20 protein-coding genes, 1 tRNA gene and 1 pseudogene are annotated in these 25,310 nt (G+C 67.6%); 12 read left to right on the top strand and 10 right to left on the bottom strand.

Features of this window, described 5'->3' with window-relative positions; all coding sequences use genetic code 11:
- Positions 1-27 precede the first annotated feature (27 nt).
- From ACIQ1J_RS06480 to ACIQ1J_RS06465, 4 genes and pseudogenes are all read left to right on the top strand, one after another.
- A complete protein-coding gene (locus tag ACIQ1J_RS06480) occupies positions 28-822 on the top strand; it encodes an enoyl-CoA hydratase/isomerase family protein (protein WP_403554602.1) in 795 nt (264 codons plus the stop codon).
- The gene (locus ACIQ1J_RS06475) at positions 819-2,207 is read left to right on the top strand and encodes an asparagine synthase C-terminal domain-containing protein (RefSeq protein WP_403554600.1); all 1,389 of its coding nucleotides are present in this window, start codon (positions 819-821) and stop codon (positions 2,205-2,207) included. Before ACIQ1J_RS06480 ends, ACIQ1J_RS06475 begins: the two co-directional genes overlap by 4 nt.
- A 20-nt stretch (positions 2,208-2,227) precedes the next feature.
- Positions 2,228-3,103: a TauD/TfdA family dioxygenase gene (locus ACIQ1J_RS06470; RefSeq protein ID WP_403554598.1), complete on the top strand. Its 876-nt coding sequence runs from the start codon at positions 2,228-2,230 to the stop codon at positions 3,101-3,103.
- A 349-nt stretch (positions 3,104-3,452) separates the two neighbouring features.
- Positions 3,453-3,557: pseudogene (locus tag ACIQ1J_RS06465) on the top strand (transposase); the annotation flags it as partial.
- 153 nt (positions 3,558-3,710) lie between these two features.
- Here ACIQ1J_RS06465 and cysS read toward each other — a convergent pair.
- The 10 genes from cysS to ACIQ1J_RS06415 form a co-directional block, all read right to left on the bottom strand.
- On the bottom strand, positions 3,711-5,108 hold the full coding sequence (gene cysS / locus ACIQ1J_RS06460) for a cysteine--tRNA ligase (RefSeq protein WP_403554596.1): 1,398 nt from the start codon (positions 5,106-5,108) through the stop codon (positions 3,711-3,713).
- Positions 5,105-5,731 (bottom strand): phosphoribosylanthranilate isomerase, encoded by a 627-nt coding sequence (locus tag ACIQ1J_RS06455; protein WP_403554594.1) that lies wholly within the window; start codon positions 5,729-5,731, stop codon positions 5,105-5,107. Before ACIQ1J_RS06455 ends, cysS begins: the two co-directional genes overlap by 4 nt.
- A 70-nt stretch (positions 5,732-5,801) precedes the next feature.
- Entirely contained in the window at positions 5,802-6,425 is a 624-nt protein-coding gene (locus ACIQ1J_RS06450; protein WP_403554592.1) for a LysE family translocator, read from the bottom strand.
- 51 nt (positions 6,426-6,476) lie between these two features.
- Entirely contained in the window at positions 6,477-7,268 is a 792-nt protein-coding gene (gene trpC, locus ACIQ1J_RS06445) for an indole-3-glycerol phosphate synthase TrpC (RefSeq protein ID WP_403554590.1), read from the bottom strand.
- Positions 7,265-8,299: an anthranilate phosphoribosyltransferase gene (gene trpD, locus ACIQ1J_RS06440; RefSeq protein WP_403554588.1), complete on the bottom strand. Its 1,035-nt coding sequence runs from the start codon at positions 8,297-8,299 to the stop codon at positions 7,265-7,267. Before trpD ends, trpC begins: the two co-directional genes overlap by 4 nt.
- Positions 8,299-10,389: an FAD-dependent oxidoreductase gene (locus ACIQ1J_RS06435; RefSeq protein WP_403554586.1), complete on the bottom strand. Its 2,091-nt coding sequence runs from the start codon at positions 10,387-10,389 to the stop codon at positions 8,299-8,301. The genes trpD and ACIQ1J_RS06435 overlap by 1 nt, the downstream gene beginning before the upstream one ends.
- Before the next feature lie 49 nt (positions 10,390-10,438).
- Positions 10,439-11,137, bottom strand: coding sequence for a YggS family pyridoxal phosphate-dependent enzyme (locus ACIQ1J_RS06430; protein WP_403554584.1), 699 nt, complete (start codon positions 11,135-11,137; stop codon positions 10,439-10,441).
- Between the two features lie 52 nt (positions 11,138-11,189).
- Entirely contained in the window at positions 11,190-11,882 is a 693-nt protein-coding gene (locus ACIQ1J_RS06425) for a B3/4 domain-containing protein (protein ID WP_403554582.1), read from the bottom strand.
- Between the two features lie 26 nt (positions 11,883-11,908).
- Positions 11,909-12,541, bottom strand: coding sequence for a pyridoxamine 5'-phosphate oxidase (gene pdxH, locus ACIQ1J_RS06420; RefSeq protein WP_403554580.1), 633 nt, complete (start codon positions 12,539-12,541; stop codon positions 11,909-11,911).
- A gap of 99 nt (positions 12,542-12,640) precedes the next feature.
- Entirely contained in the window at positions 12,641-13,879 is a 1,239-nt protein-coding gene (locus tag ACIQ1J_RS06415) for a hypothetical protein (RefSeq protein ID WP_403554578.1), read from the bottom strand.
- Between the two features lie 307 nt (positions 13,880-14,186).
- Between ACIQ1J_RS06415 and ACIQ1J_RS06410 the strand changes: the two genes are divergently transcribed.
- From ACIQ1J_RS06410 to ACIQ1J_RS06375, 8 genes are all read left to right on the top strand, one after another.
- Positions 14,187-14,260 (top strand) — tRNA-Cys (locus ACIQ1J_RS06410).
- 616 nt (positions 14,261-14,876) lie between these two features.
- Complete coding sequence (locus ACIQ1J_RS06405) at positions 14,877-15,359, top strand: Mu transposase domain-containing protein (protein WP_403554576.1); 483 nt, start codon at positions 14,877-14,879, stop codon at positions 15,357-15,359.
- 121 nt (positions 15,360-15,480) lie between these two features.
- Positions 15,481-15,615: a hypothetical protein gene (locus ACIQ1J_RS06400; RefSeq protein WP_403554575.1), complete on the top strand. Its 135-nt coding sequence runs from the start codon at positions 15,481-15,483 to the stop codon at positions 15,613-15,615.
- A complete protein-coding gene (gene istB, locus ACIQ1J_RS06395) occupies positions 15,615-16,433 on the top strand; it encodes an IS21-like element helper ATPase IstB (protein WP_403554573.1) in 819 nt (272 codons plus the stop codon). Before ACIQ1J_RS06400 ends, istB begins: the two co-directional genes overlap by 1 nt.
- 18 nt (positions 16,434-16,451) lie before the next feature.
- A complete protein-coding gene (locus tag ACIQ1J_RS06390) occupies positions 16,452-16,658 on the top strand; it encodes a hypothetical protein (RefSeq protein WP_403554571.1) in 207 nt (68 codons plus the stop codon).
- A 688-nt stretch (positions 16,659-17,346) separates the two neighbouring features.
- On the top strand, positions 17,347-19,785 hold the full coding sequence (locus ACIQ1J_RS06385; RefSeq protein WP_403554569.1) for a hypothetical protein: 2,439 nt from the start codon (positions 17,347-17,349) through the stop codon (positions 19,783-19,785).
- 89 nt (positions 19,786-19,874) lie between these two features.
- Complete coding sequence (locus tag ACIQ1J_RS06380) at positions 19,875-23,330, top strand: hypothetical protein (protein ID WP_403554567.1); 3,456 nt, start codon at positions 19,875-19,877, stop codon at positions 23,328-23,330.
- A gap of 10 nt (positions 23,331-23,340) precedes the next feature.
- Positions 23,341-25,185: a hypothetical protein gene (locus ACIQ1J_RS06375; protein WP_403554565.1), complete on the top strand. Its 1,845-nt coding sequence runs from the start codon at positions 23,341-23,343 to the stop codon at positions 25,183-25,185.
- The last annotated feature ends 125 nt before the right edge of the window (positions 25,186-25,310 follow it).

The raw sequence follows: 25,310 nt of genomic DNA, 5'->3' as shown, positions 1-25,310 counted from the left end.
TCGAGCACACCCCTGGAGGAAGATTTCATGAGTGACCGCTACGACACCTTCGACTTCGGCGTCGCCGTGACGGACGGCGTCGCCCTGGTCGAGTTCGACGACACACATCGGCACAACCCGTGGTCGATGCCACGCATGGACGGGCTCACCCGGCTGCTCAGGGAGTTCTCCCGCGACGAACAGGTGCGCTCGGTCGTGCTGTTCAGCGGAGTCGGCCGGTCGTTCGGTGTCGGTGGCAGCTTCCACGAAACGGCGAAGTTCACCGGCGGCGAGGAGGTCGACGCATGGATAGACCAGGTCACCGATCTCTACGTCGCGGCCCTCCAGCTCGACCGGCCGCTGATCGCGGCGATCGACGGCTATGCCATCGGAATCGGCCTGCAAATAGCACTCTGCGCGGACTACCGGGTCGGCAGCAGCCGCTGTGTCCTCAAGATGCCCGAATTCGAGCTCGGTATCGCGTGTACCTTCGGCGGTTTCATGCTGGAAACCGTCGCCGGCCGGGCCGTGGCACAGAAGATGCTGATGACGTGCGACGAATGGGACGCGCTGCAGTCGGAGCGGGACAACCTCCTGCACGAGGTCGTTCCGGCGGAGGCCCTGCGGGACGCGGCACTGCGCCGCGCCCGACAGGCCGCCGCGTTCACCCCGGCCGGCTTCCGTAAGACAAAGCCCTATCTCAACTCGAATTACATCGAAGGCCTCGAACGGACCAGGGTGGCCGGAAAGCTGGCCCACCGGGCGGCGTTCGCCGCCGGCGAGGCGCAGCAGAAGATGAACCGCGTCATCGGCACGAACGCCCCGGCCGGAGCTGTCCGATGACCGGCGCGCCGTGGCTGGTCGTCTCGAACTGGCAGATACCCGGCTTCGACGAGGTCCTCTCCCCCACCGTCCTGGGCGAGGTGCGAGCGTACGCCTCGGGGCGCTCCCCCGTCACCGAGGGTCCCGGGATGACCTTCGCCGTCGAAGCGGCGGGCACGTCCCTGAACGTCGCGGCGGACCGGGTCCGGGTGACGACGTCGGCGTCCAACACCACCCCGGTGTACTTCGCGGAGGACGCAGCGACCGGACGGTTCATCGTCGGCACCGACCTGCCGACGACCGCCGCCGCCTACGCCTCGCTGACCGGGACGCCCGCGGCGCTGCGGGACGAGATCGGCGTGCAGGAAGGGCCCCTGTCCGCCGTCGTCGGCGTCGAACGCCTGGAGCACCTCGTCGAACTGGAACTGCGCCGGGAGTCCGGGGCATGGCAGTGCACGCGCACCCGGCAGGCCGATCTCCCGGACACCCCCGTCAAGTTCCGCGAGGCGCTCCTCGCCGGCCAGGCGCAGGTTCAGGCGCTGCGCGACGCCATCGCCGAGGCCCTGTCCACCGCGCCGGACGTCGGTGTCCTGGTGTCCGGCGGCGTCGACTCCGGGCTCGTGGCGGCACTGGTCGCGGAGACCGGCGCGCCCGCCACCGCCTACACCATCGGCACCGAGTGGGGCGACGAGTTCGACCACGCCGCCGAGGCGGCGCAGGCGGTGGGGCTCGACCTGCGCGCGACCACGCTCGGGGCGGACGACGTCGTCGAGGCACTGCCGGCCACCGTGCGCGCGTTCGGCCACGGTGAGCCGCAGACGATCGCGATCGGCGTCGCCCTCGCTGCGTTCTGCCGGGGCGGGTACGCGGTGGAGCGGCTGCTGCTCACCGGCTACGGTTCGGACCTGCTGAACTCGGGGATGGCGACGACCGACGAGATCGGCGGGGACATCGGGGCCAAGGTCAGGGAGGCGGTGCACCGCACCCGCTACTCCTCGGAGTTCACCGCGGCGCTCGGCGACCAGGGCGGGCACCGGCTCACGCACCCGTACTGGCACGCCGGCGTCCTGGAGACCGCGCTTGCGACCGACCCGGCCGTGAAGACGTACCGCGGCAGGGAGAAGGGGCATCTGCGGGTCGCCGCCCGGGAGCTGCTGCCCGAGGACGTGGCCTGGCGCCCGAAGACGGCGATCCACCACGGCAACGGCCTCGGCGCCAATCTCGACCGGCTGGTCGACCGGCACACCGGCACGCCCGGCGGTACGGGCCTGGTCTACCGCGCCCTGCTCGCGTCGCAGATCGCCACCGCGTCTCAGAACCCCCTGGCCCTCATGACAGGCCGTGAGGCCTACGACCGCGCGGTCGCCCAGGTGGCCCGGGCTTCCTCCCAGCACATCACCCAGTGAAAAGTGAAAGGCGAAACACGATGACACAGTCCGGTTATGCGGCACTCACACCGTCCGGCTTCGGGGCCCTGTGGAACGAGGGCACCCAGGCCGACCCCGGGACCGTGCGGGAACTCGCGCTGGAGTCCGGCGTCGCGGTCGTCAAGGACCAGGCATTCACCGAGGAGGAGTTCCGCGCGTTCGTCTCGGGCCTCGGCGACAAGGTGTCGTACGACGACGATGACGACAGCGTCGGCTACGGCTTCACGGACATCCTGCACCTGGACGGGACGCGCGAGGAAGGCAAGGTCATCACCGGCCGCGGCGGCCTCCCTCTGCACACCGACGGGGTGCTGCTCGGCACGCAGGTCGACCTGATCGTCCTGTACGCCGCCGAGGCGCGCGTGCAGCAGGACGGCGCGACCCTGGTGTGCGACCAGATCACGGCGTGGAGGGAACTCCCCGACCACCTGCGGGAGGTGCTCGACCGCGGCCACCTGGAGTACATGGCGACCGAGCGCGGCTACTTCACGAACGTCCCCGAGGGCTGGTACCGCATTCCCACGTTCCGCGACTACGGCCGGGTGACCTCGCTCAACCTCGCTCTGCCATTCCAGGCCGACGAGGCCCTTGCCAGCTGGAACGTCCGCGTGCCGGACGTGCCCGCGGAGGAGTCGGAGCAGTTCTTCGCCGACCTGCGCGCGCACCTCCTGTCGGACCGCTACCTGCACGAACACCGCTGGTCCGAGGGCGATCTCGTGGTCATCGACAACCAGCGCACCCTGCACGGCAGGCGCGGCCTCGCCGACTCCGCGAGCCGCAAGCTGCTGCGCGGCCAGGTGACGCTGGCCAAGGTGGAGGGCGCGCCCGGAGCCCTCTCCAGCGGGAGCGCCGTACAGGAGACGCCGGCGCGGTAGGCCCGGGTGACGCCGGGCAGCTCACGTCGAGAGGCCGAACTCCCCGCTGGATTCGATGGCTATCAGTCACTTTCGCGACGATGGATGGTGACCTCGCGCCTCGCGGGACGCCATTTCGCTCCGGAAACAGGGGCTGCCCCGTAGCGGTCCCGGACAACACCACACGCTCCTGTCCCGGCTGCCGCACGCGTACGGCAGCCGGGGTCGGCGCTGTCCACGAGTGGAGATCGAGGAGGAGCACGGCGGCTGGTTCATCCACCACGAGCCCGCCGACGACTACGGCGTTCCCCGATGACCCCTCCGCGCCGCCCAGGTCCGCCTTCACCAGGCCACCGCGGCACCGACGCAAGATGGCCGCAAACGGCACCTTGTGGTCGATACCTGCGGCCTGCCGCTGAGGGTGGTGGTCACTCCGGCCGACCTGCGCGACTCCACTGCGGCCCCGGAAGCCCTCCTCCCAGGCAGTCCTGTGCGCGGTGGTCTCCTCCCGGCGCCGGTCGGTGAACTTCTTCTCCATGTCGCCTGCACACCGGCCGTCATACCTCTGCCCGCGGTAGTCGCTCCAGCATCGACGTGGTCACCGGTGTCCTGGGGTTCCTCTTCACTCTCAGTTGGGCCGACGGGTCCAGCGGGCGCCGCCGTCGCTGTCCTCGACGACCAGGCCTGACCGGGTGAGTTGGTCACGGATGGCGTCGGCGGTGACCCAGTCCTTGCGGCTGCGGGCCGCCTCGCGCTGGTCCAGGACGAGACGTACGAGAGTGTCGACCACGCCTTGCAGGGCTTCGCCCTGGCTGGACTCGCCGGCCCACTGCGCGTCGAGCGGATCCAGGCCGAGGACACCGAGCATCGCGCGGACTTCGGCAAGGCGGGCGACGGCGCCCTCTTTGTCGTCGGCGGCGAGTGCGGCGTTGCCCTGGCGGACGGTGGTGTGGATGACGGCGAGTGCCTGCGGGACTCCGAGGTCGTCGTCCATCGCCTCGGCGAAGGCTGGGGGCACCTCGGCGGCCGGCTCGGCCGGGGGAGCCTTGTCGACCACGCGCTGGAGGAAGCCCTCGATCCGGGCAAATGCCGACTCCGCCTCGCGCAGGGCCTCCTCGCTGTACTCGATCATCGACCGGTGGTGCGGGGTGCTCAGATAGTAGCGGAGCACGATGGGCCGCCACTGCTTGACCATCTCGGAGACGAGGACCGAGTTGCCGAGCGACTTGGACATCTTCTCGCCGCTCATGGTCACCCAGGCGTTGTGGATCCAGTACGACGCGAAGTCGTCGCCGAATGCCTTGGCCTGGGCGAGTTCGTTCTCGTGGTGGGGGAAGACCAGGTCGAGGCCGCCGCCGTGGATGTCGAAGGCCTCGCCGAGGTATTTGTGGGCCATCGCTGAGCACTCAAGATGCCACCCGGGCCGGCCTCGGCCCCATGGGGTCTCCCAGTCGGGCTCCCCCGGCTTGGTGGCCTTCCACAGGGCGAAGTCGCGCGGGTCGCGCTTGCCGGTGATGCCCTTCTCGGTGGGCTGGCGCAGGTCGGCGAGGTCCTGGTTGGAGAGCTGGAGGTAGCCGTCGAAGGAGCGCACGTCGAAGTAGACGCTGCCGTCGGCCTCGTAGGCGTGGCCGCGCTCGATCAGGCCGCGCATCATCTCGATCATTTCGGGGATGTGCCCGGTCGCCCGCGGCTCGTAGGTCGCGGGCAGGCAGCCGAGCGTGTCGTAGCCGCTGTTGAAGGCGCGCTCGTTCTCGTAGCCGATCGACCACCATGGCAGGTCCTGCTCGGCGGCCTTGTGGATGATCTTGTCGTCGATGTCGGTGACGTTCCGCACGAACGTGACGTCGTAGCCCCGGTAGGAGAACCACCGGCGCATGATGTCGAAGTTGAGGCCCGAGCGGATGTGCCCGATGTGCGGGGCGGCCTGCACGGTCGCGCCGCACAGGTAGATCGAGACGCGGCCCGGTGTGAGCGGGACGAAGTCGCGGATCTGTCGCGCATGGGTGTCGTACAGGCGAATGGTCATGTTCCTCCCTCTCCTGACGTGGCTCGGACGGCCTTGACGAATTTCTCGATCAGATGCGGGTCCTTGACGCCGCGGGTGCTTTCGATGCCGCTGGATACGTCTACGCCCCAGGGCCGAGTGGCTTCGATGGAATCTGCCACATTGTCCGGGGTGAGCCCGCCGGCCAGGAGCCAGGTGGAGCCGGGCGGGGGAAGGACCTTGCGTGTCCAGTTCCAGGGGACTCCTGCGCCTGGAGTGGGCGCGTCGAGCAGGAGGATGTCCTCGCCCATCTGGCCGCACCTCGGTGCCGGTTCGCGATAGTGGGTTCCTCGGATGAGCGTCCATCCTTCTCCGCCGAGTGCGGTGAAGTGTCTGCGGTCCTCACGGCCGTGGAGTTGGACGGCGCGTACGCCGGTGAGATTGGCCAGGGAGCGGACGTCCGTCACGGACTGGTTACGGAAGACGCCGACAGGTACCACCTGGGGCGGTAGGCGCCGGACGAGGCGGATGGCGGTACTGACGTCGACGCGTCGAGGGCTGTCGGCGAACACGAAACCGATGGCGTCCACCCCGGCTTCGACGGCCGCGTCCACGTCTCGTTCGGTCTTGAGTCCGCACACCTTGACGAACAGCTGGTCAGGCACAGAGCTCCTTGAGGTTCATCCGCCGCTCGAAGCCTTGCCCGGTGGGACACGTCAGGACGGGAGGGAAAGGTCAGCGGCTGGCGAGTGCCAGTTGGACTCCGAGTCCGACGAAGGCAACGGCGAAGGTCCGACGCATCCAGGCCAGCACCTTCGGGCGGGTGATGATGTGGTCACGTACGGCTGCTGCGAACCCGCCGTAGATCACGAACACGATGAAGGTCATGATCATGAATACCGCGGAGAGCTGAAGCATGTGCGGGAGCGTGCTGGCGCTGCCGGGTTCGACGAACTGGGGCAAGAAGGCCAGGAAGAACATGGAGAGTTTCGGGTTGAGGAAGTTGATCAGGATCGCAGTGCCGGTGACCCGCAGTGCTGAGTTCCCGTTCGTCTTTGCATCGCCTTCGGTGTCGATCTTCATGGCGCCCTTCTCGCGCAGGGTCTGCCAGGCGAGGAAGAGCAGGTAGGCGACGCCGGCCCACTTGAAGGTCTCGAACGCGAGGGCACTGGTGTGCAGGATGGCGGCGAGACCCGCGATGGCTGCCGCCAGGTGCGGAACGATCCCGAGTGTGCAGCCGAAGGCTGCGACCACCGACATGCGGAAACCGCGGGTGAGGCCGGTGCCTACGGTGTAGACCGCGCCTGTTCCTGGTGAGACGACGATGATGAAGGCTGTGATGAGAAACTCAACGCTCATGGTTCCGTGCTCCCTTGCCGGCGCGTCACCTCGGTTGTGTGCGTAACGGCACTACTGTGCCAGGAGCGACCGCGTCGCGGCCTCGACATCGTCAACTCGGGCGAGGCTCTCTCCGACGAGGAAGGCGGTGACGTCCGCTGCTGCCATTCGCTTGAGGTCCTGGGACGTGCGCAGACCGCTCTCGGCGACGACGACCCTGCCTTCCGGGACCAGCGGGGCCAGGGTCTCCGCGGTCGACAGATCGGTCTGCATGGTCTTGAGGTTGCGGTTGTTGATGCCGATCAGACGGGAGTCGAGCCGGGCCGCGCGAAGGAGTTCCTCCTGGTCGTGGACCTCGACCAGGACGTCCATGCCGAGTTCTTGTGCGGCGTTCTCGATGGCCGCAGCAGTGTCGTCGTCGACGGTGGACAGCATCAGCAGGATCGCGTCGGCGCCCCAGGCCCGGGCTTCGGCGACCTGGTAGGGGTCGAGCATGAAGTCTTTGCGCAGCAGGGGCAGCGCCACGGTGTCGCGCACCTCGGCCAGGTGTTCCAGTTTGCCGGCGAACGAGGGTGTGTCGGTGAGTACCGAGAGGCAGGCGGCCCCACCTGCCGCATAGGCGCGGGCAAGCCCGGCCGGATCGAAGTTCGCCCGGATGATCCCTTTGGATGGGCTCTTCTTCTTGACCTCGGCGATGAGTGCGTAGTGGCCGAGTGCCTGCCGGTGCTCGAGGGCGGCGAGGAAGCCTCGTGGCGCAGCCATGCTCTGGGCCTGCTCCCTCACGGCACCGAGTGGTCGCCGTCGTTTGGCCTCGGCGATCTCGTCGAGTTTGTACGTCGTGATACGAGCCAGTAGGTCGCTCATGCCTTGTCCTCGTTCGTCGGGGAGTTGGATGCTTCGATCAAGGCGGTCAGGCATGCGCGGGCCTGACCGGAGTCGACGGACTTGGCGGCCAGACCGGCGGCCTCCTGGAAGTCGTTGACGTGCGAGGCGGCGACGAGCGCGGCGGCGGCGTTGAGCACCGCGATGTCCCGGTAGGGCCCCTGGGCTCCTTCGAGGACGGCCAGTAGTGCCCTCGCATTGTCGTGGGGGGTGCCCCCCTGGAGGTCGCCTGCGCCCGCGGTGGGCAGACCTGCGCTCGTGGGGGTGATCTCGTAGGTTTTGACGGTGCCGTCCCCGAGTTCGGCGACGTGTGTGGGTCCGGTGGTGGTGACTTCGTCCAGGCCGTCGGAGCCGTGGACGACGAGGGCGCGGGTGGAGCCCAGTTCGCCCAGGACGTGAGCGAGGGGCTCGACCCACTGGGGGGAGTAGACGCCGACCAGGTGGTGTCGCACTCCTGCGGGGTTGAGCAAGGGGCCGAGGATGTTGAAGACGGTACGGGTGGCGAGTTCGACGCGGGTGGGGGCGACGTGTCTGAGGGCGGGGTGATGGTTGGGGGCGTGCATGAAGCCGATGCCGGCCTTGGCTATGCAGTGCTCGACCCCGGCCGGGGAGAGTGCGGTTCGCACGCCCAGGGCCCCAAGGACGTCGGTGGCTCCTGAGCGCGAGGAGAGGGCTCGGTTGCCGTGCTTGGCCACGGGAACGCCTGCTCCTGCCACGATGAGTCCGGCGCAGGTGGAGATGTTGTAGGAGCCCGAGCCGTCTCCCCCTGTGCCGACGATGTCGACGGCGCCGGGGGGCGCTGTGACGGTGAGCATCCTGGCACGGAGGCTGGTCGCGGCTCCGGTGATCTCCTCGACCGTCTCTCCTCTCACCCTCAGGGCCATCAAGAAGGCCCCGATCTGCGAGGGGGTGGCTTCGCCGCTCGTCATGATCGTGAAGGCTTCGGCGGATTCCTGGCGGGTCAGGGGGCTACCGCCGGCTGTCTTGGCGAGGAATTCCTTGAACGTCCCCATCAGGCGACACCTCTCGGAGGCAGGGGCCGGTCCCATTCGGGGGCGACGTTCTCGCGCCGGTAGGGAGCCCGGTCGGTCAGGGCTGTGTCGAGGTTGCGGGCGAAGAGATGTCCGCTGTGCACGGCGGCTGCGATGATCCCCGGGCCGTGGGCGTCGCCCACCCGGACGACACGGCGAATGCCGGCTGTTTCGAGGACGGCAGGTGCCCGTCGAGTCAGTTCCTGGTAGAGAGCGTCCCGTGGGATCTGCCCGGTGGAGAGGACCAGCGCGTCGGTGGAAACGGTGTTCTCGCGCCCTGTGTAGGTGCAGGCGAGGTGGGCCTGTCCTGGCTCCGCCCGGACCAGCGCGGTCGACGTGTGGACGGCGGAGCAGAGTTCGAGGACGCGGCGTTGGACCCGCTTCTGTTCAGCGGTGTACTGGGTGAAGGCGGCAACCGTGGGCTCAGGGGTGACGAACGTGATGGCGCATCCCACGGCTGCGAGGTGCTCGGCGATGACGGTAGCCATGTAGTAGTGGTCGTCGTCGTAGATCACCACACGGCCCTGCGGTATTCGGCCATCCATGATGTCGTCCGGGGTGTACACTTGTAGGTCCGCCAGTCCGGGGACGGGCGTGGCGTGGTGGCGTCCGACGCCGTCGGCCGACCAGGTCGCTCCGGTGGCGACGGCCACCAGCGAGCAGCCGGCTTCTGTGACGAGGTCTGCGGTCATGCGGTTGCCGGGGAGGAGCTGCACGTTCTTCATCCGTTTGAGCTGTTGGAGTCGCCAGTCCCGCACGCGGCCGTAGGTGGCCATGCCCGGCAGGCGGGCCTCTCGGGTGACGCGTCCCCCGAGTTCTCGGGACTCCTCGCACAGGATGACGTCGTAGCCGCGCTGGCCCAGGCCCCGGGCGGCCTCGAGGCCGGCGGGGCCGCCTCCGACGATGAGGACGGTGTCGTCGGTGTTCTTGGGCGGGATGGTTTCGGGATGCCATCCGCGGCGCCATTCCTCGCCCATGGTGGGGTTCTGCGTGCAGCGCAGGGGGGCGCCCAGTGAGTCGAAGGCCAGGCAGACGTTGCAGCCGATGCACTCGCGTATGTCGTCGAACCGGCCCTGCTCGATCTTCGTGGGCAGGAAGGGGTCGGCTATGGAGGGACGCGCAGCGCCGATGAGGTCCAGCGTGCCGGACCGGAGCATGGAGACCATGGTGTCCGGGGAGGTGAACCGGCCCACTCCCACCACAGGCTTAGTGGTGGCCTGTTTAACACGTTTGACGTATTTCTCCTGCCATCCTTCCTGCTCAAACCGCGCAGTGGCCCCGTCGTGCCCCATGTTGGCAATGTTGATGTCCCATAGGTCGGGGAGTTCACCCAGGAGCTCGATGACGTCGTAGCCCTCGCCGTCGGCGGTGATCCCACGGGGGCCGATCATCTCGTCGATGCAGAGGCGGACCGCCACCGCGCAGGTGTCGCCGACGGCGTCCTTGGTGTCCTCGATCAGCTCCCGCAGTAGCCTGGCACGGTTTTCCAGGCTTCCTCCGTACTCGTCGGTGCGCCTGTTGCGTCCCGGGGAGAGGAAGTTGATGGGCAGGGTCATGCTGTGCCCGGCGTAGATGTAGACGATGTCGAAGCCTGCGCGCCGGGCGTTCAGTGCGGCCTCTCGGTGCCAGCGCCTGAAAGATCGGATGTCGTCCTTGTCCATGGCGCGGGCGGTGCCAGGAAGCAGGCTGCGGGTGGCTTCCGTGCTGGGAGCCATGGGTACGGCGCGTGACTCCAGGTTGGCTGCGTGCCCGCCGTTGTGGGCCAGTTCGACACCGGCCAGGGCCCCGTGGGCGTGGATCTGGCCACTGGCCCGGGACAGTACGGGTATGTCCTGACTGTCCCAGAGGCGCAGTTCGCGTTGGTGTTGGGTGGAGTAGTGGATGTCGCACTGCTCGGTGCACACCACGCCCCAGCCGCCCTCCGCCTTGATGCCGCGCATGGCTGCCATGCCCGAGGGGTGGGCGCGCCCCATACCGTTGCAGTGCGGCACCTGGTAGAAGCGGTTCTTGGTGGTGACGGGGCCTATCTGCAGGGGTTCGAAGAGGACGTCGAATCGTGCGGGGCGGGACAACGCGGTGCTTCCCTTCGGGCGGACCGGGGTGTTCTTCGGTTCGGTTGCGTCACCGATCAGCGGGCGGGTAGGACCGGTTGCCGAAGATCGCCGAGCCGACGCGCACATGCGTCGCGCCGTGTTCGACCGCTTTCGCGTAGTCGCTGCTCATGCCCATGGACAGTTCGTCGAGTCCGTTACGTGCGGCGATCTTGGCGAGGAGGTCGAAGTGCGGTTCGGCCGGCTCGTCGGCCGGGGGGATGCACATGAGGCCGGTCAGGTTCAGCTGGTAGAGGGCGCGGCAGGCCGCGATGAAGGCGTCGGCCTCTTCGGGCAGCACGCCTGCCTTTTGAGGTTCGGAGCCCGTGTTCACCTGTATGAACATGGCCGGACGTCGGGCCTGGTTCTCGCACTGGCGGGAGAGCGCTTTGGCCAGGGAGGGGCGGTCGAGGGAGTGGATGACGTCGAACAGGGCAACCGCTTCACGGGCCTTGTTGGACTGCAACGGTCCGATCAGGTGCAGCTCCGTGTGCGGATGCTCCTCCTTGAGAACTGGCCACTTGTCCTTAGCCTCCTGGACGTAGTTCTCTCCGAAGGCGGTCTGTCCGCAGGCGATGGCGGCTCGCACGGTGTCGGCCGGAAACGTCTTGCAGGCTGCGATCAACCGGACTTCTGCGCGGCTCCGCCCTGTGCGTGCGCAGGCTGCGGCGATCTCGGCCTGCACCTGGGCGAGACCCTCGGCCATTGCGGAGGTGGCGGGTGCGTTCACGAATGTCCCCCTCGTGTGTGCTGCCCCGCACAGGTGCGGGGCAGCACACAGGTCAGAACTCGAACCGACGATGGCTTGCGGTCAGGAGGGTCGATCCCCCCAGCGTTGCGCCGAGGACGGACAGACCCGCCTTCAGCTCGTCCTCCATAGCGGCCAGATCTGCATCCGCCGAGTCGTGGTGGGCCTCGGCCACGATCAGCGCGGAGCGGCTGTCCTTGGACACGGCCGATCGTGCTGACTGCCGGAAGGTCCAGCGCCGCGAGTGCGCGTGGCCGTCGGGGTCCGCGAAGACGACTTCTCCCGGTGCGGGGTTCTCGACGGCTCCTTGGAATGTCTCGTACCCCTCCGTGCCCGTGGCGGGGCGCACCGTGATGCCGGAGCCGATGTGCGCGGTGTCGAACACGGCGATGGGGATCCCGTAGGCCATCGAGACGTGGTTCAGGTAGTCGACCACCGGATGGAAGCTGGGCAGGCTCTTGTCCTTGCGGTACCGGCGCAGCAGCGCTTCCGAGGCACATCGGTACTGGGTGGGCTTGAGGCCCATGCGCGAGAAGGCTTCACGCCACGCCGCGATCTCCGGCATGTCGGCCTCGGCCAGCCGCTCCTGGCGTCGTTCGATGCGCTCGGCAAGGTCGTGCAGCTGCGCCTGGTCGCTCTCGGCACTGGTCAGTTGGTCCACCGAGAGGGCCAGGGCATGCAGCCCGGGGTGTGCGGTCCAGATATCGTCGGCGTGGGTGAAGTACATCCTGTTGAGCCCTTCTTGGACATCCGCTACGGGTAGAGGCGCCCATGTTCCCAGTCGCCCTGCGGGGTTGTCCGGCTGAACGCGATTCGGTCGTGGAGCCGGAACGGCCGGTCCGACCAGAACTCGAGGTAGGTGGGTTGGACGCGGTAGCCGACCCAGTGCGCGGGACGGGGTACGTCCTGCCCTTCGAAGCGCGTCGTCTCGGCGGCGATGGCGTCCTCGAGGACCTTGCGGGCCGGCAGCGGACTGGACTGCCGACTCGCCCAGGCACCGATGCGACTGTCGCGGGCCCGGGAGGCGAAGTAGGCGTCGGACTCCGTGGGGGTGACCATCTCGACGGGGCCGCGGAAGCGCACCTGGCGTCGCAGGCTCTTCCAGTGCAATACGCCGGAGGCCTGACTGTTCTCAGCCAGTTCGCGACCCTTCGCGGAGGTCGTGTTGGTGAAGAACACGAAGCCGCGGGAGTCACGGTGCTTGAGCAGCACCATGCGCACATCGGGCAGGCCGTTCGCGTCGGCGGTCGCGATGGCCATGGCGTTGGGGTCGTTCACCTCAGCGATTGCAGCTTCTTCGTACCATTGTTCGAAAAGCTCGAACGGCGCGCTCTCGGCGGCGGATCCGTGAGCGATTTCCGGCAGACCGTCGGAAGGCGACGGCATTGAGTTCTCCTGTCTGACCATGGTGTTGTGAACATCAGGTGCGACGGTGACAGCGGGTGTGCTACGACGACACGTGCACGGCGTGCGGACCGCGAACCGTCAGCTCTTGACCGGCTGCTTCTCGTCCAGGAGGTTGCGCCACTTGTCGAGCTCGTCGCCGGCGGCGGTGACCAGGTCCATGGATCCGTCGCTGTTGACGAGGACCTCGGCGGCCGGAGGCACGTTCAGGAACTCCATGTGCTGGGTGGCGCAGTAGGCGCCGGTGTCCAGAATGACCATGTGGCTGGTCTCGTCCACCCCTTCCGGGACGTGGACCTCTCCCGGGAGCAGGTAGTCGTTGCGCAGGATGGTGCGTCCGCGGACCGCGGCGCTGATGCCTCGGTCGTTGATGATCTCGCTCATGTCCTGATCGAGGAAGGCGGTGTTATGACCCCGGTTCCGCAGCTGCGCCGAGGGCATCAGCATCCGGCACCCGTCGGTGACCACGATGGACGAAACCGGAGTGGTGATCACCGAGCGCTGCACGGACATCAGCAGCGCGCCTGTGTCCGCCAGAACGTCGCGGGCGGGTTCAAAAAGGAAGCGGACGTCTTCGGGGATACCCATGCGCTGTGCAGCGTCGGCGAGCCGGCGGAAGTAGAGAGGCCAGTCGAAGTGCTTGTCGGCCTCGGCGTGGGCGTCGTAGTCGAAGCCGTGCCCGCCTGCGAAGTTGATCCCCCGGACCTTGGGGAAGTGCCGCTGGAAGACGTCGAACATCTCCTCGACCGTGCGGACCATGTCGTCGAGGGAGTTCCCACTGCCGCAGTACACCTCGACGCAGTCGAGCTCCCTGCCGTGCTGCTTCAGCAGGGAGGAGAGCTTGTCCAGTTCCCCGTACTTGATGCCGGGCTTGCCGGAGTCGAGCGAGTCGACCCGGACGCTGATCGACGCGGCTTCAGCCACGAGGGAGTGCTGGACCTCGTCGAGGCTGGCGAGAAACGTGGGAGATTGGGTGCTGTCCCAGAAGCTGATCTCCTCGTCGGACACATGGCCTGGGGAGACGATGAAGTTGTCGAACCCGTGGGCGCGCAGGATCCGGTACTCGCTGGGGAGCTGGACCAGGACGCCGAAGCCGTCCATCTCCTTCAGCGGGGCGAGGTGGTGCGGGTTCGAGTTGGGGAAAAACGGAATGTAAAATTCCACCCGGCCCCCCAGGCCGGCGTCGACCGCAGCCTGCCGTACGCGCGCGAGGTTCTTGCGGAACTGGGCCTCGCTATAGACGAAGACCGGTGTACCCACCTGGTCGGCGATGAGCTTCAGGTCGATCTTACTCAGCCAAGATTCGGACAGCGCTGTCAAGACACAACTCCCCTGCTTGTGTTCCTACTGGCGAACGATCCGGGACGGCCACCCCTCGTGCACGAAGCAGACCTACTCTGCGCATGTGCCAGACGGGTCGGACGGCTGCAAGTTCTAGTCGGGACGGAGAGGCCTACGCAATGCCCTCTGCAGGGAATGAGCCATAAATTCGATAAATGGCCTGTTCGCACTTCTGCAATATTCCAGCATTCGGACGGACGTTGACGCAACGGGGCCCCGATCCCGTAGCTTCTGTGGCGCGGGGCCATGCGAACTGCGTCTCCTTCGGGGTGCAGTCGCGCTCCCCGGCCGTGTGCCCGAGTGGTCAGGGAACCGCCTGCAAAGCGGTCCACATTGGTTCGATTCCAGTCGCGGCCTCCAACAATCAGGGCTCTCAACTGCACTTACGATGAGAGCCCTGACGCCTTTCGGCCAGCGGTCCTCACTGCGACCGCAGGCGACCAGCGGCCCTCACCGCGATCCATTCCGCAGTGCCGCCCACCTCCGCGCTGTCACTGTTGCCAGACATGTCACCTGCGCACAGCTCATTCGAAATGACTCGCTCCCCTCCTTGCCCGATCTCGAAATGGGACGGAGCCGGATCCCCGGCCTCCGAGAACCGAACAGGAGGGCGCAGGGTCGGGTCAAGGCGGCAATGTAACGGAATATTTCGTTCCTATTTCCTCGCCCCTTGTCGCGGTCCTCGAGCAGTCGAACTGTATACACCATCACCCAGAAAAATGACTGTCGAGATCTCTCCTGGTGAGACGCGGAAGCGAAACTCGTCCGCCTTCGTCGCATCCACGGCCAAGGCGCACTCCAATGCCTCGCGCACGACGAGGAACGGCACGACGTCGATCAGAACCTTTGAGCAGCGCGGTGACCGAGCCGGGGAAGGTCAGGTCGTCGGTGCGGACGTCACGAGCGCCGCCTCGTAGAAACCGGGCGTGATCATCCCGAGGGCCCACCGCGGAGGCCGGGGCGACAAGTGACGGGCGTGGCAGCCGGCTTCGCGGCGGCTGCTTCGAAGGTCTGGCGGGCCTGCTCCACCACGTCGGTGTCGACGCCGGTCTCCGGCTCCAGGAGGCGGCCCGACTTCTGGCCGGTGCGGAACGGCCGCGGGTGCGACCTCGAGGCGACGGGCCCGGCCACGGTGCGCGGCCGGGTGCGGGAGCCCAGGCGCTCCACACGACGCGACTTCAACACCCAGCTGACCGCCTGGCTGAACATCGCCAACCGGCGTCAGCACCGCACCCTGGGTGCCCGTCCGATCGACCGGTGGGAGGCCGACCGGGCCCAGATGCTCGCCCTGCCGCCCGTCGATCCGCCGCGCTGGTGGCGCTTCGCCACCCGCGTCAGCCGCGACCACTACATCCGCGTCGATACCTGCGACTACTCCGTGCACCCCCTGGCCATCGGCAAGAAAGCCCAGGTCCGCACCGACACCGACGAGGTCATCGTCACCCTCACCCCCGGGTGAAGCAGAAGTCGCCCGCCACCCCCGCTGCTGGGCCAAACAGCAGACGATCACCGACCCCGTCCATGCCCGCGCCGCAGCCCTCCTGCGAGGCGACTACCGCCACCACCAAGCCTCCCGGGCCTTGGCCGCCCGCCAGTCAGGCGCCGCCACCGCGGCTGACCTCGTCGAGGTCGAACAGCGACAGCTCGACTCCTACGACCGCATGTTCACCCTCATCGAGGGCGGCGGCGGACACGACGAGCCGGAGGTCTCCTGATGACACCCACCGCCACCAAGGCCAGCCCCGGCAAGCCCCAAACCGGCCGTCAGACCGCCGCCGACCTGTCCTTCCTGACCCGGGCGATGAAGGCCCCCGCGCTGCTGGATGCCGCCGAGCGACTGGCCGAGCGCGCGTTGAGGGAGACCTGGACGCATACCGAGTTCCTGGTCGCCTGTCTCCAGAGGGAGGTGTCCGCACGCGAGTCCCACGGCGTCGAGGCCCGCATCCGGTCCGCCCGCTTCCCCGCGATGAAAACGATCGAGGAACTCGACGTCACCCATCTGCGCGGCATGACTGGCCAACAGCTCGCGGATCTGGGCACGTCGGGCTTCATCGCCGCGAAGGAGAACACCGTTTCCCTGGGACCACCGGGCACTGGGAAGACACACCTGGCGATCGGACTGGCGGTCCGTGCCTGCCAGGCCGGCCACCGCGTCGCGTTCGCTACCGCTGCCGAATGGGTCGACCGCCTGGCCGACGCCCATCAGGCCGGACGCCTCCAGGCCGAGCTCACCAAGCTCAGCCGCTATCCGCTGATCGTGATCGACGAGGTCGGCTACATCCCCTTCGAAGCCGAGGCCGCCAACCTGTTCTTCCAGCTGATCTCGAACAGATACGAACGAGCGAGCGTGATCGTCACGAGCAACAAACCCTTCGGACGCTGGGGAGAGGTCTTCGGCGACGAGACCGTGGCAGCCGCCATGACCGACCGCCTCGTCCACCACGCCGAGGTCCACTCCCTCAAAGGCGACTCCTACCGCATGCGCGGACGCCAACTCGGACGCGTCCCCACCGCCACACACGACACCGACTGAACACCAGCAACAGACCCGGTGGCCCAGAGTTCAACCGCCCGAACTGGGTCAGGATTCAGCCGCCGCCGACACAAGGCCGCGAAGAAGGAGAAGGCCAAGAGGGCTGCGGCCAAGAGGGCTGCGGCCAAGAACGCCGGCGAGGCAAGGGACGGCAAGCCGAAGGACGAGCCGAAAGCCCAGGCCAAGGCGGGCAAGAAGGCCAGGCGCCAGAAGCCCAAGAAGTAGGTGCCCGAGCCGCTCCGCTCACGCATCGCTCACGCAAGCACTTCCACCGCATCCCCGTCGCGCGGCTCGGCATGCTCCGAGCATGAAAAAGCCCCAGGTCACGGCGAGTGAGTCCTGGGGCGATTCCGAGCCGCCTTCGGGATTCGAACCCGAGACCTACGCATTACGAGACCGATAGGGGTCGTGCCGGGCTGTGCTGCGCGATCGCACCAGATCCCGTTTTCCCAGATCAGAGCACATGTCGCGGTCCCGCTGGTCGCACCCCGTGTTGCGCCGTCCACAGGCGTCCGCGCTCCCCTCGCGCTCCCCTAGTCGCCTCCCGTAACGATCCAGTCCCGGACAGCGACCCCAGTTGCCCGCCCGCAGCAGTTTTGTCGGCATCGGACAACGCGGGCCGCGGGTCTTGGTGCCCCCGCTTCAGTGTCTCCAGGAGAGTCATCCGCCACCACCCGGTGGGACCGCGACACCATCCTCGCCGAGCACGCCTCAGCTGCGCACCGTCGACACCTTCCGCGCGGTGGCCGCCTGGCAAAACGTCACCGTCGGAGCCCCCACGTGCAGCCCGAGTGACGACCATCGCGGTCGGTCTTCGTCCCAACGCCCCCTCGGCCGCTGGCCCGGCGCTTGTCAGTCCGGACCTCTATGGTAATTAGTGAAGATTCTGTAACCGGGGGAAGGTTGGGGCGTAATGGCCACGACGGGCTGGAGTGGCCTTTCAGATGTGGTCCGACGCGGCAAACTGCGGCGTCGGGTCTCCGGCGTGGGCGTCCGCAAGTTCGGGGCCACCCGATTCGACATGGAATTGCTGGAGGCCGTCGACGCCGCCAGCGCACGGGAAGTGCCGCTGGCCTTGGTCATCCCCCTTCCAGCCGCCGATACCCCGATCGCGCTCGGCGCCGCCAGTCTAGTGGCGCAGATCGTTCGAACCGGCAGTCTCGATGTGGCCGCGACGGTGGTCTCCAAGCGGCTATCGCAACGTGCCGCATATGACCGTCTGTACATCGATAGTCAGCGGCTGGCCGATTTCATCCCGCGGGCGCGACTCACGACCGACGGCGAGGTCAAGGTCGTCGGCGGTCCCGTTCATGACCGGGCCGGTCGGCTGGTTCTCACGTCGGATATAGACCGGGTGAGCGGCCGTGGAGCGTTGGTTATCGATGGGACGGCGGCTGATGTGGGTGATCTGGAGCCGCGTCTGCGCCAGTGCGGTGACCTGGTCTACATCACCGACACACCGTTCGACTCGAATCTGGACGCCATACGCGAGGCGGGCGGTGTCGTGTGGGCGTTCGACCCACCATCGTTCATGGACCTGGCGACGCCCTTCAATCCGAGTGAGGCGACGGGTGAGTTCGCGGCTTCCTCGGAGTTGCTACATGCCACCGCTATAGCCGCGCGTGTCGTGCGAGCGCCGGAGGCCGTGACATCGCTAGATCAGGCATTGAGTGGCACGTGGAAGGCTCTGGGACGGCTCGCCGCCGTGACCGGCGGGTCGGAGAACCTCGCGATGACGCATGCGGTTCGCTGGGCGTGGGGAGTCGTGTCCACATTCAGCCTGTCAGTCACCACTCCCTCCTCCTACGACGCGTGTGTTCGACGAGGACCGTTCTCTGTCTTGCTGGGGGATGCCACCAGCCACGCTCGGGCGGTATCCCGCCAGAGCGCGGGGCCGACCCGGGATGCCTGGGCGGTGGTCGCCGACGGGTTCGCCGACATCTACGAGGCCGCTCTGGAACGGCCGAAGTTCGCTCTCGTACAGGACTGGGTCCGTGACGAGGCCGGGCAGCGTGGGACCGGGATGGTCGTCACGCGCAACCAGTCCGCGGTGGCGGCACTGACGACCGACTTGAACGAGTCGCCACTGGTTCCGCACGGCTGGGCGGAGCGGATCCGAGTGGTTTCCGTCCGTGACCTCGCCTGCGGGCGGGTCTCCGGTCTGCCAGTGGCGTCGATGCTGATCACGGGTCCAGTGCCGCGAGCTTATGCCAGTTTGCTGGCCGCTCCCGCTGCGACGAGGCTGCTGGTCACAGCCGCTGGGGAATGGGAGGCCGGTCGGGCGGCACGGCAAGCGCGAACCACGTTCCTGGCACTGGCCGAGCTGCGCGCCAAGACCGCGACGGAGAGCACCGTCCGGCTCGGGACCCACCCGATCGTGGTACGTCCTGCCGCCCCGGACATCGTCGTCCGGTTGGACACCACCGTAGTCAAGGGCGCCGACGTGGCGCGGGGCGTGAACGACTCGCCGTGGGAGCCGTTCGGTCTCGACGTCCTGAAGGTCCTGGCCAGGACCGGGGCGGTCGGTTCCGACGCGGCGGAGACCCCGCCGCCGGCGCGTGGCGGTGACGGTGACTCCTCGGCCAGAGTCAATGCGATCACCGTGGAGTTCGCCGACGGCCGCGCGATACTGATGGACCCCAACGACGTGGTCTATCGCAAGAGGCAGAAGAACACACGCCAGGTCGCGGCCAAGTCCCTTCAGGCCGGCGATGTCGTCGCGCTCGTCGATGCCGCCGCCCGCAGGAACCTGTTCGACTCGATCATCGACGTGCTGTCGGAACTGCCCACGTACGCGCCGCTCGCCGCGCTGATCGCGTTCTGGCACGAGCGGGTCGCACGCGTCTCCTATAGCGGCTGGACCTATCGGGAGATACTCGCGGCGATGCGACGCAACGCCGATCCGACGACGATCACGAGCGAGCAGACCATCGGGACGTGGGTCCGCGGGAACTCCGAGGGCCCGGAGGACGCGGCTGACGTCAGACGCTTCGCGGAGGCGGTCGGCGACACCGAGTTGCTCCGCCGCGCGGGCCCGGTGGGCAAGGCGCTGTGCACGAGCCGCACCATCCACCGGACGGTCGGGCGCTGGCTGTCCGGACAGATCACCGGCGCGCGCATGGACGACCGCGACGCGCTGATCGACCCGGCCCTCGGGATCCACGTCGCCGACCTCCTCGAGGCCGTGACCTTGCACCGGGTCACGGCCGTCGAGGCCAAGCTGGCGCGCGTGCCAGCCAGCGCGATCGGCGTCCTGATAGAGCAATCCGCCATCCCGGGCCTGACGGCCCCTCCACTAGCGAGGGGAGACCGCGCGCCATCTAAGCAATCGGGCTCGGCGTATGTGGCCTGACCCCACCCCACGCCTCCGGGCGGGCGACGACGTCCGCGTCTGAGGCACCTTCCATGTCCTTCGTATCACTTGGGACGGAGCGAGAGACGATGGCCACCACACCGGCGGCACCCGCAGACGGCACCACTGCTGTGAACTTCGAGGCGAAGATCCGCGACGCGCTGCTCGCCTCGCTCGAACGGCACATCCTCACCGAGGCGGCTGGCGGACAATTGCCCGCCCGAGTTCGCCTCACAGACGCGCAGAGGCGCGCGATCTGGCTTGGACAGCTGTCCAGCGAACCGCAGTTGACCGTCGATCGCGCCAAGGGCCTCACCGGCGATCGCCTGGTCCCGGCGGCACAGGGCTTCTCATTCCGGCTCGCCGGGCCGGCTCCCGCCGAGATCGACGTCGAGGTCAGCTTCGCGGTTTACATCGCGCTGCACGCCTCCCAGGCCGAGCAGCGCGCGTTCACACACGCGGTCACGGACAACATCGACACCTCTGCGGCCGCCAAGGCCGTCGCCCAGGTCGGCGGGAAGACACCCGGCCGCCAACTGGCCGCAGTGTGGATGAAGGTGCCTGTCGGACCGGTCAACGTGCGCGTGGAGGTCCACAACGGGGCGCGCGGGTCGACACGCTTCGGCGCCCAGGCCATCGCGGACGCGATCCGAGCCGCTGTGCGTCCGGCCGCGGGTAGCGAGCCCTTTCTCCCCCGGCGCACGGCATCACCAGCCGGATCCCTGCCGCGCGACCCCGATATGGCCGACGACGCGGCATGGGCGTCGTACTGCGCCAACAACCTGATCGCTGCGGCCGCCGCCACCCTCCCCCAGTTCGCCGCCGCACTCGACGTCGATGTCTTGGCGACCGAGGCAGGACGCGACGTCCTGATCACTCTCGTGAACACCACTCCGCCCGAGGATGCTCAGTTCGCCGACCAGGCGCGCACCATCCCCTTTGGCCGGAAGCACCTGGACACTCGGCTGTACGAAGCCAGAGTCGCGGCGCGCACCGACACAGCCCTGGCCCCATACACCCTGGAACAGGTGGCGAACTCCCACCGCTACGACCGCACCGTGCCTGCCTTCGGGCAGGCCTCGCCGGTGGTCGCGGCAACCGACACCGCTACCGGTGTGACGACGTTCGAAACCGGTTATGGGGCGACTGCCCTGACCCAGCGCCCCCACCCCCGGGCAAACTCTGGCAAGGGCGAGACCATCGACGCCAGGTTCGACGCTGTGATCGCCGACCCGGTTGGGACGGTCACCGCGATCGTCGACGCCCACGCCGCGTGGGTGGCCGAGCACTGGTCGGACGCCGCCCTGACAGCGCGCGCGACAGCTCGAGGCTGGAGCGACGAAGCCATCGCGGAGGCCAAGAGGGATGCTGACACCGCCAGGGACGAGGTTGAGTGGATCCGCGCCGGCGTCCGCACCATCGAGCGCGACGAGGTGCTGCGTGAAGCCTTCGTCCTCGCCAACCGGGCCATGAAGATGGTAGGCGCGAGCAAAGGTTACGACTCGTGGCGCCTGTTCCAGATCGCCTGGATGGTCGGCTGTCTGCCGGCCGTCGCGGACCCAAAAGCCGACCCCAGCGTGCAGATCGAGACCGTGCAGACCGGTGGCGGTAAGTCCGAGGCCTACCTCGGTGTCATGCTCCTTCACCTGTTTCACGCCCGCCTCACAGGAGGGACGGCCGGCGTGAACGTCTGGGCGCGTTTCCCTTTGCGACTGCTGTCCACGCAGCAGACGGCTCGCTTCGCCGAAGCCGTTTTCGCGGCCGAGGTCCTGCGCCGACGCGATCCACGGATCAGCGCCGGAGATCCGTTCGGCGTCGGCTTCTTCGTCGGTAGCACCAACACGCCCAACCGCATCTATGCGGCCAGCAGTCCGTTCTCGAACGGCGTCGACCCGCACTCGCCGGATCTCGCCGAACGCTGCCGTGTCCTCGAGCACTGCCCCGCTTGCGACCCGTCCGGCAGCGGCCGGAAGGTCCTCGTCCAGTTCGACGAGGCCAGTTGGGCCATGCGACACACATGCCAGAACCCCGCGTGTCCGCTCTCCGGAGTATTGCCGATCTGGGTCGTCGACGACGACATCTACCGAAACGCCCCCTCCGTACTAGTCGGCACCGTCGACCGGCTCGCTCAGATCGCCCAGAACAAGGCGTTCCAGATCATCTTCGGCCAGACGCAGTCCCGATGCCCTCGCCACGGATATACAGCAGACCCGACTTACTGTGCCGTCTTCGGCTGCAAGGCCCCGCGGGTGCCGATCCCGCCCGGGTTCGGGTCCCTGCGCTGCGAGATCGCCGACGAGCTGCACCTCCTGGAGGAGAGTCTGGGCGCCCTCGATGGCATGTACGAGACGCTCCTGCAACAGATCGGTGCCAGGCTCGGCAACCGGCCCCTCCACATCGTGGCCGCGACCGCCACCCTTGAGGGCTACGAGAACCAGGTGCGCCATCTCTACCAGCGCTCCGCCCGCCGCTTCCCCGCCCCCGGTCCTGACGCCGGCGAGACGTTCTTCTCCTTCACCGATCCGGAGGATCCCTTGCGCCGCTACGTCGGCGTGCGGCCTCGCGGGATCACCATGGTCACCGCCGCCGCAGAGGTGACCCGCATGTACGCCGCATGGCTCGAGCGATCCATCGCGAACCCCGCCTCAGCGGCCGCCGACGCCGGGCTCGACCACACGGAGCCACACGTCCTCGCCGTAGTGGACAAGGCTCTACGCGACGACTACGAGGTCCTGCTCGGGTACTGCCTACGCAATGAGGATCTCTCCTCATACACGCGCGACGATCGCGTCAGGGCCCTGATCGAGACCAGCGACAACCTCGCGATCATCTCCGGCAGCGCCGAGCCCGCCGCTGTCCGCGAAGCGGCCCGCCGACTCGATGCTCCTCCGGAGGACCCCAGCCGCCGCATCCGGCTCATCGCCGCCACGAGGGCGATCGGCCACGGCTTCGACTCGCCGCGTCTCGGCGTCATGGTCCTCATGGGCACGCCCACCCAGGCGACAGAAGTCATCCAGGCCACGGCCCGGGTCGGACGCAAACACCCCGGCTTGATCGTGCACATCTTCAATCCGTCACGAGACCGCGATGCGTCTGTCTTCCGCTATTACACGGCGTGGATCACCTACCTCGACCGGCTCGTGCACAAGGTACCGGTCAACCGCGAGTCGCTGCCCGTACTGCGCAGGGTGCTCTCTGGGGCTCTCATGGCCTGGACCCTCCAGGTCTACGAGGTCCCATGGAGCACGTCGGGCAAAGGCCGGTACGCGCTCAGCAAGTCCGACCAGTTCCGCAAGGCCCTCGACGCGGGATTCCTCGATCGGACTCGCCTGATCGAGGATCTGTCGGCCGGCCTCGGCCTCAACCCGGCTAACCACTACCACGACATGCACCGCGCGGAGGTCGTGCGGTACGTGGACGAGATGATGTCCGTCCTGGCCGTGTCTGGGGACTCCAACACGAGGACGGCCGACCTCCTGGACCCATCGGTTCCGCGCTCACTGCGCGACATCGAGGCACCGATCACTATCCATGGAAACGTGTGAGGAGCGCTCTATGACCTACGAGACGTTGAACCGCACCGCCACCCAGGCGCTTTGGAACCACATGCCGGGCCAGCCGTACAACTGGGACAACCAGGTTTCCGTCATCGGCGAGCCGCCCCGACACGCCTCGCCACTCGATGTCCCGGAAGCATGGCTCGCTCCTCAGTTGAAGAGGCTTATCCGGCCCTTCGCCCAGCAGCATTCCGGAATCCCGAACGCCGGTCCAGAACTCGACATCATCGAACGTGGGCAATACAGCATCGTCGAGGCCCATGACCTGCAGGCTTCACGATTCCCAAACACGTTCATCTGCCGCGAGTGCGGACACCTAAGCACCGTCAAACCCACCAGTCAGACGCCGACTTGCCCCTCGGGACACGGCCTCAAGCCCCAGTTCCAGTTCGCCGAGGCGCACAACTGCGGCCTGCTTCGCGAGATCCGGGCCCCCAAATGCGCCAACAACTGTTCCGGGCCGATGCTCCTGCGGAACTGGCGTGTGCTGGACACACGCCAGTGGGTGTGGCGATGCGGCAAGTGCGGCACGCGCGCGGAGCGACGTGTCGTCTACTGCCCCGATTGCAAGACTAGTCCCACGTCCGTGTTGCGCGTACCTCAAACCTCCCTCCACTATCCGCAGTCCTTGACCGTGATCAATCCGCCCACACGCTCTGAGTACACCGGCATGAAGGGCGACGCGATCGGCGCCGCCGCCGTCGGACAACTCATCGGAGCGGTCGCCCCCGGCCTCGACGCGCTCCGCGCTGCGACCAGCGGAGGCGGTAGTGACGACAAACTGGCGCAGGTCAAGGCGACCTGCGAGGCACTCGGGATCCACCCCGACGATCCTTTGTACGAGTCGATGATGGACAAGGCGCGTCAGGCCTCCGTGGCCGTAGGTGGATGGCAAAAGGAGGTCGAGGCTCTGGCGCTTCCCCCAGAAGCTCTGGAGGTCATCGGCGACGAGGTGTTCTCCCTCACCCGTGCCACAGCGGCGCCGTCGCTCGACGTGGATGGCCTGCTGCGGAACCCTCCGTCGGCCGACCTGATCCCCACCTATGGCGAATACCCCGCGTTGTTCGACCGCTACAAACTTGCCGACGTTACCCTGCTGCGCGAACTTCCGATCGCGAACGTCGTCGCTGGCTACACGCGGATCTCGGCCCACGCCGTCCAACAGACACGGGCCGGCGACAAGGGCACTTGGTTCAAGTTCTTCCCGGCGTCCAACAGCAAGTACCCCATGTACGGCAAGCGGACCGAGACAGAGGCTTTGCTCGTCCGCGTCAAGCCGCTGGAAGTCATCCGCTGGCTCGTCGACTCCGGCGTCGTTCCCGACCCCGAGGTCACGGACGAGTCGAACGCGTACAAGTGGCTGCTGCGGGTCCGAGAACCAGTCGTCGACATGTTCAACGCCCCGGAGCAGCGGATCACCCGCAGCGTCCTCGGGCTGGTCCACTCGATGTCCCACCGGTTCATGAAGGCCATCGCAGCCCGCTGCGGACTTAATATGGACTCGCTCGCCGAGTACCTCTTCCCGTCCGCACTGGCGTTCCTTGTCTACGCCAACACCCGCAGCGACTTCACGTTGGGCGGCATCGAGCACGTCTATCGCTACGACCTCGCCGACGCGTTGTCCGAGCTCGCCGCCGATCCGCGGTGCGTCTTCGACCCGCCTTGCCGCCGCTCCTTCGGAGGCGCATGCGCGGCCTGCTTGCACACCAGCGAAATCTCCTGCGAGCGGTTCAACACGGTGCTGGACCGCAACCTCCTGTTCGGGACCCTGCCCACTGCAGATGGCACGGATCCCGACCAGACATCCGACGAAATCACATGGCAGGCGTTCTGGGCTCCGTGAGCACGTTGGCCTCCATCGCCTGATCAAGTCCGCCAAGTCTGCTGACCCGGAAGGACTTCCGCGGTGGTGATGGCGTCGGATTAGCGCGGCGAGCACCTGGTCCACCACGGTTTCGCCGAGACGGC

It is taken from the genome of Streptomyces sp. NPDC097107 (assembly GCF_044762405.1).
In the GTDB taxonomy this organism is placed as follows: Bacteria; Actinomycetota; Actinomycetes; order Streptomycetales; family Streptomycetaceae; genus Streptomyces; species Streptomyces thinghirensis.
Note: the sequence above shows the minus strand (reverse complement) of the source record. Positions and strands in the feature narration are given on the sequence as shown.

Excerpts from the sequence above, each read along its gene's own strand:
- ACIQ1J_RS06480 (WP_403554602.1), top strand. The coding sequence starts at position 28 with ATGAGTGACCGCTACGACACCTTCGACTTCGGCGTCGCCGTGACGGAC.
- ACIQ1J_RS06475 (WP_403554600.1), top strand. The coding sequence starts at position 819 with ATGACCGGCGCGCCGTGGCTGGTCGTCTCGAACTGGCAGATACCCGGC.
- ACIQ1J_RS06470 (WP_403554598.1), top strand. The coding sequence starts at position 2,228 with ATGACACAGTCCGGTTATGCGGCACTCACACCGTCCGGCTTCGGGGCC.
- cysS (WP_403554596.1), bottom strand. The coding sequence starts at position 5,108 with ATGACCATTCGCCTGTACGACACCCATGCGCGACAGATCCGCGACTTC.
- ACIQ1J_RS06450 (WP_403554592.1), bottom strand. The coding sequence starts at position 6,425 with ATGAGCGTTGAGTTTCTCATCACAGCCTTCATCATCGTCGTCTCACCA.
- trpC (WP_403554590.1), bottom strand. The coding sequence starts at position 7,268 with ATGAGCGACCTACTGGCTCGTATCACGACGTACAAACTCGACGAGATC.
- trpD (WP_403554588.1), bottom strand. The coding sequence starts at position 8,299 with ATGGGGACGTTCAAGGAATTCCTCGCCAAGACAGCCGGCGGTAGCCCC.
- ACIQ1J_RS06425 (WP_403554582.1), bottom strand. The coding sequence starts at position 11,882 with ATGTACTTCACCCACGCCGACGATATCTGGACCGCACACCCCGGGCTG.
- pdxH (WP_403554580.1), bottom strand. The coding sequence starts at position 12,541 with ATGCCGTCGCCTTCCGACGGTCTGCCGGAAATCGCTCACGGATCCGCC.
- istB (WP_403554573.1), top strand. The coding sequence starts at position 15,615 with ATGACACCCACCGCCACCAAGGCCAGCCCCGGCAAGCCCCAAACCGGC.
- ACIQ1J_RS06385 (WP_403554569.1), top strand. The coding sequence starts at position 17,347 with ATGGCCACGACGGGCTGGAGTGGCCTTTCAGATGTGGTCCGACGCGGC.
- ACIQ1J_RS06380 (WP_403554567.1), top strand. The coding sequence starts at position 19,875 with ATGGCCACCACACCGGCGGCACCCGCAGACGGCACCACTGCTGTGAAC.
- ACIQ1J_RS06375 (WP_403554565.1), top strand. The coding sequence starts at position 23,341 with ATGACCTACGAGACGTTGAACCGCACCGCCACCCAGGCGCTTTGGAAC.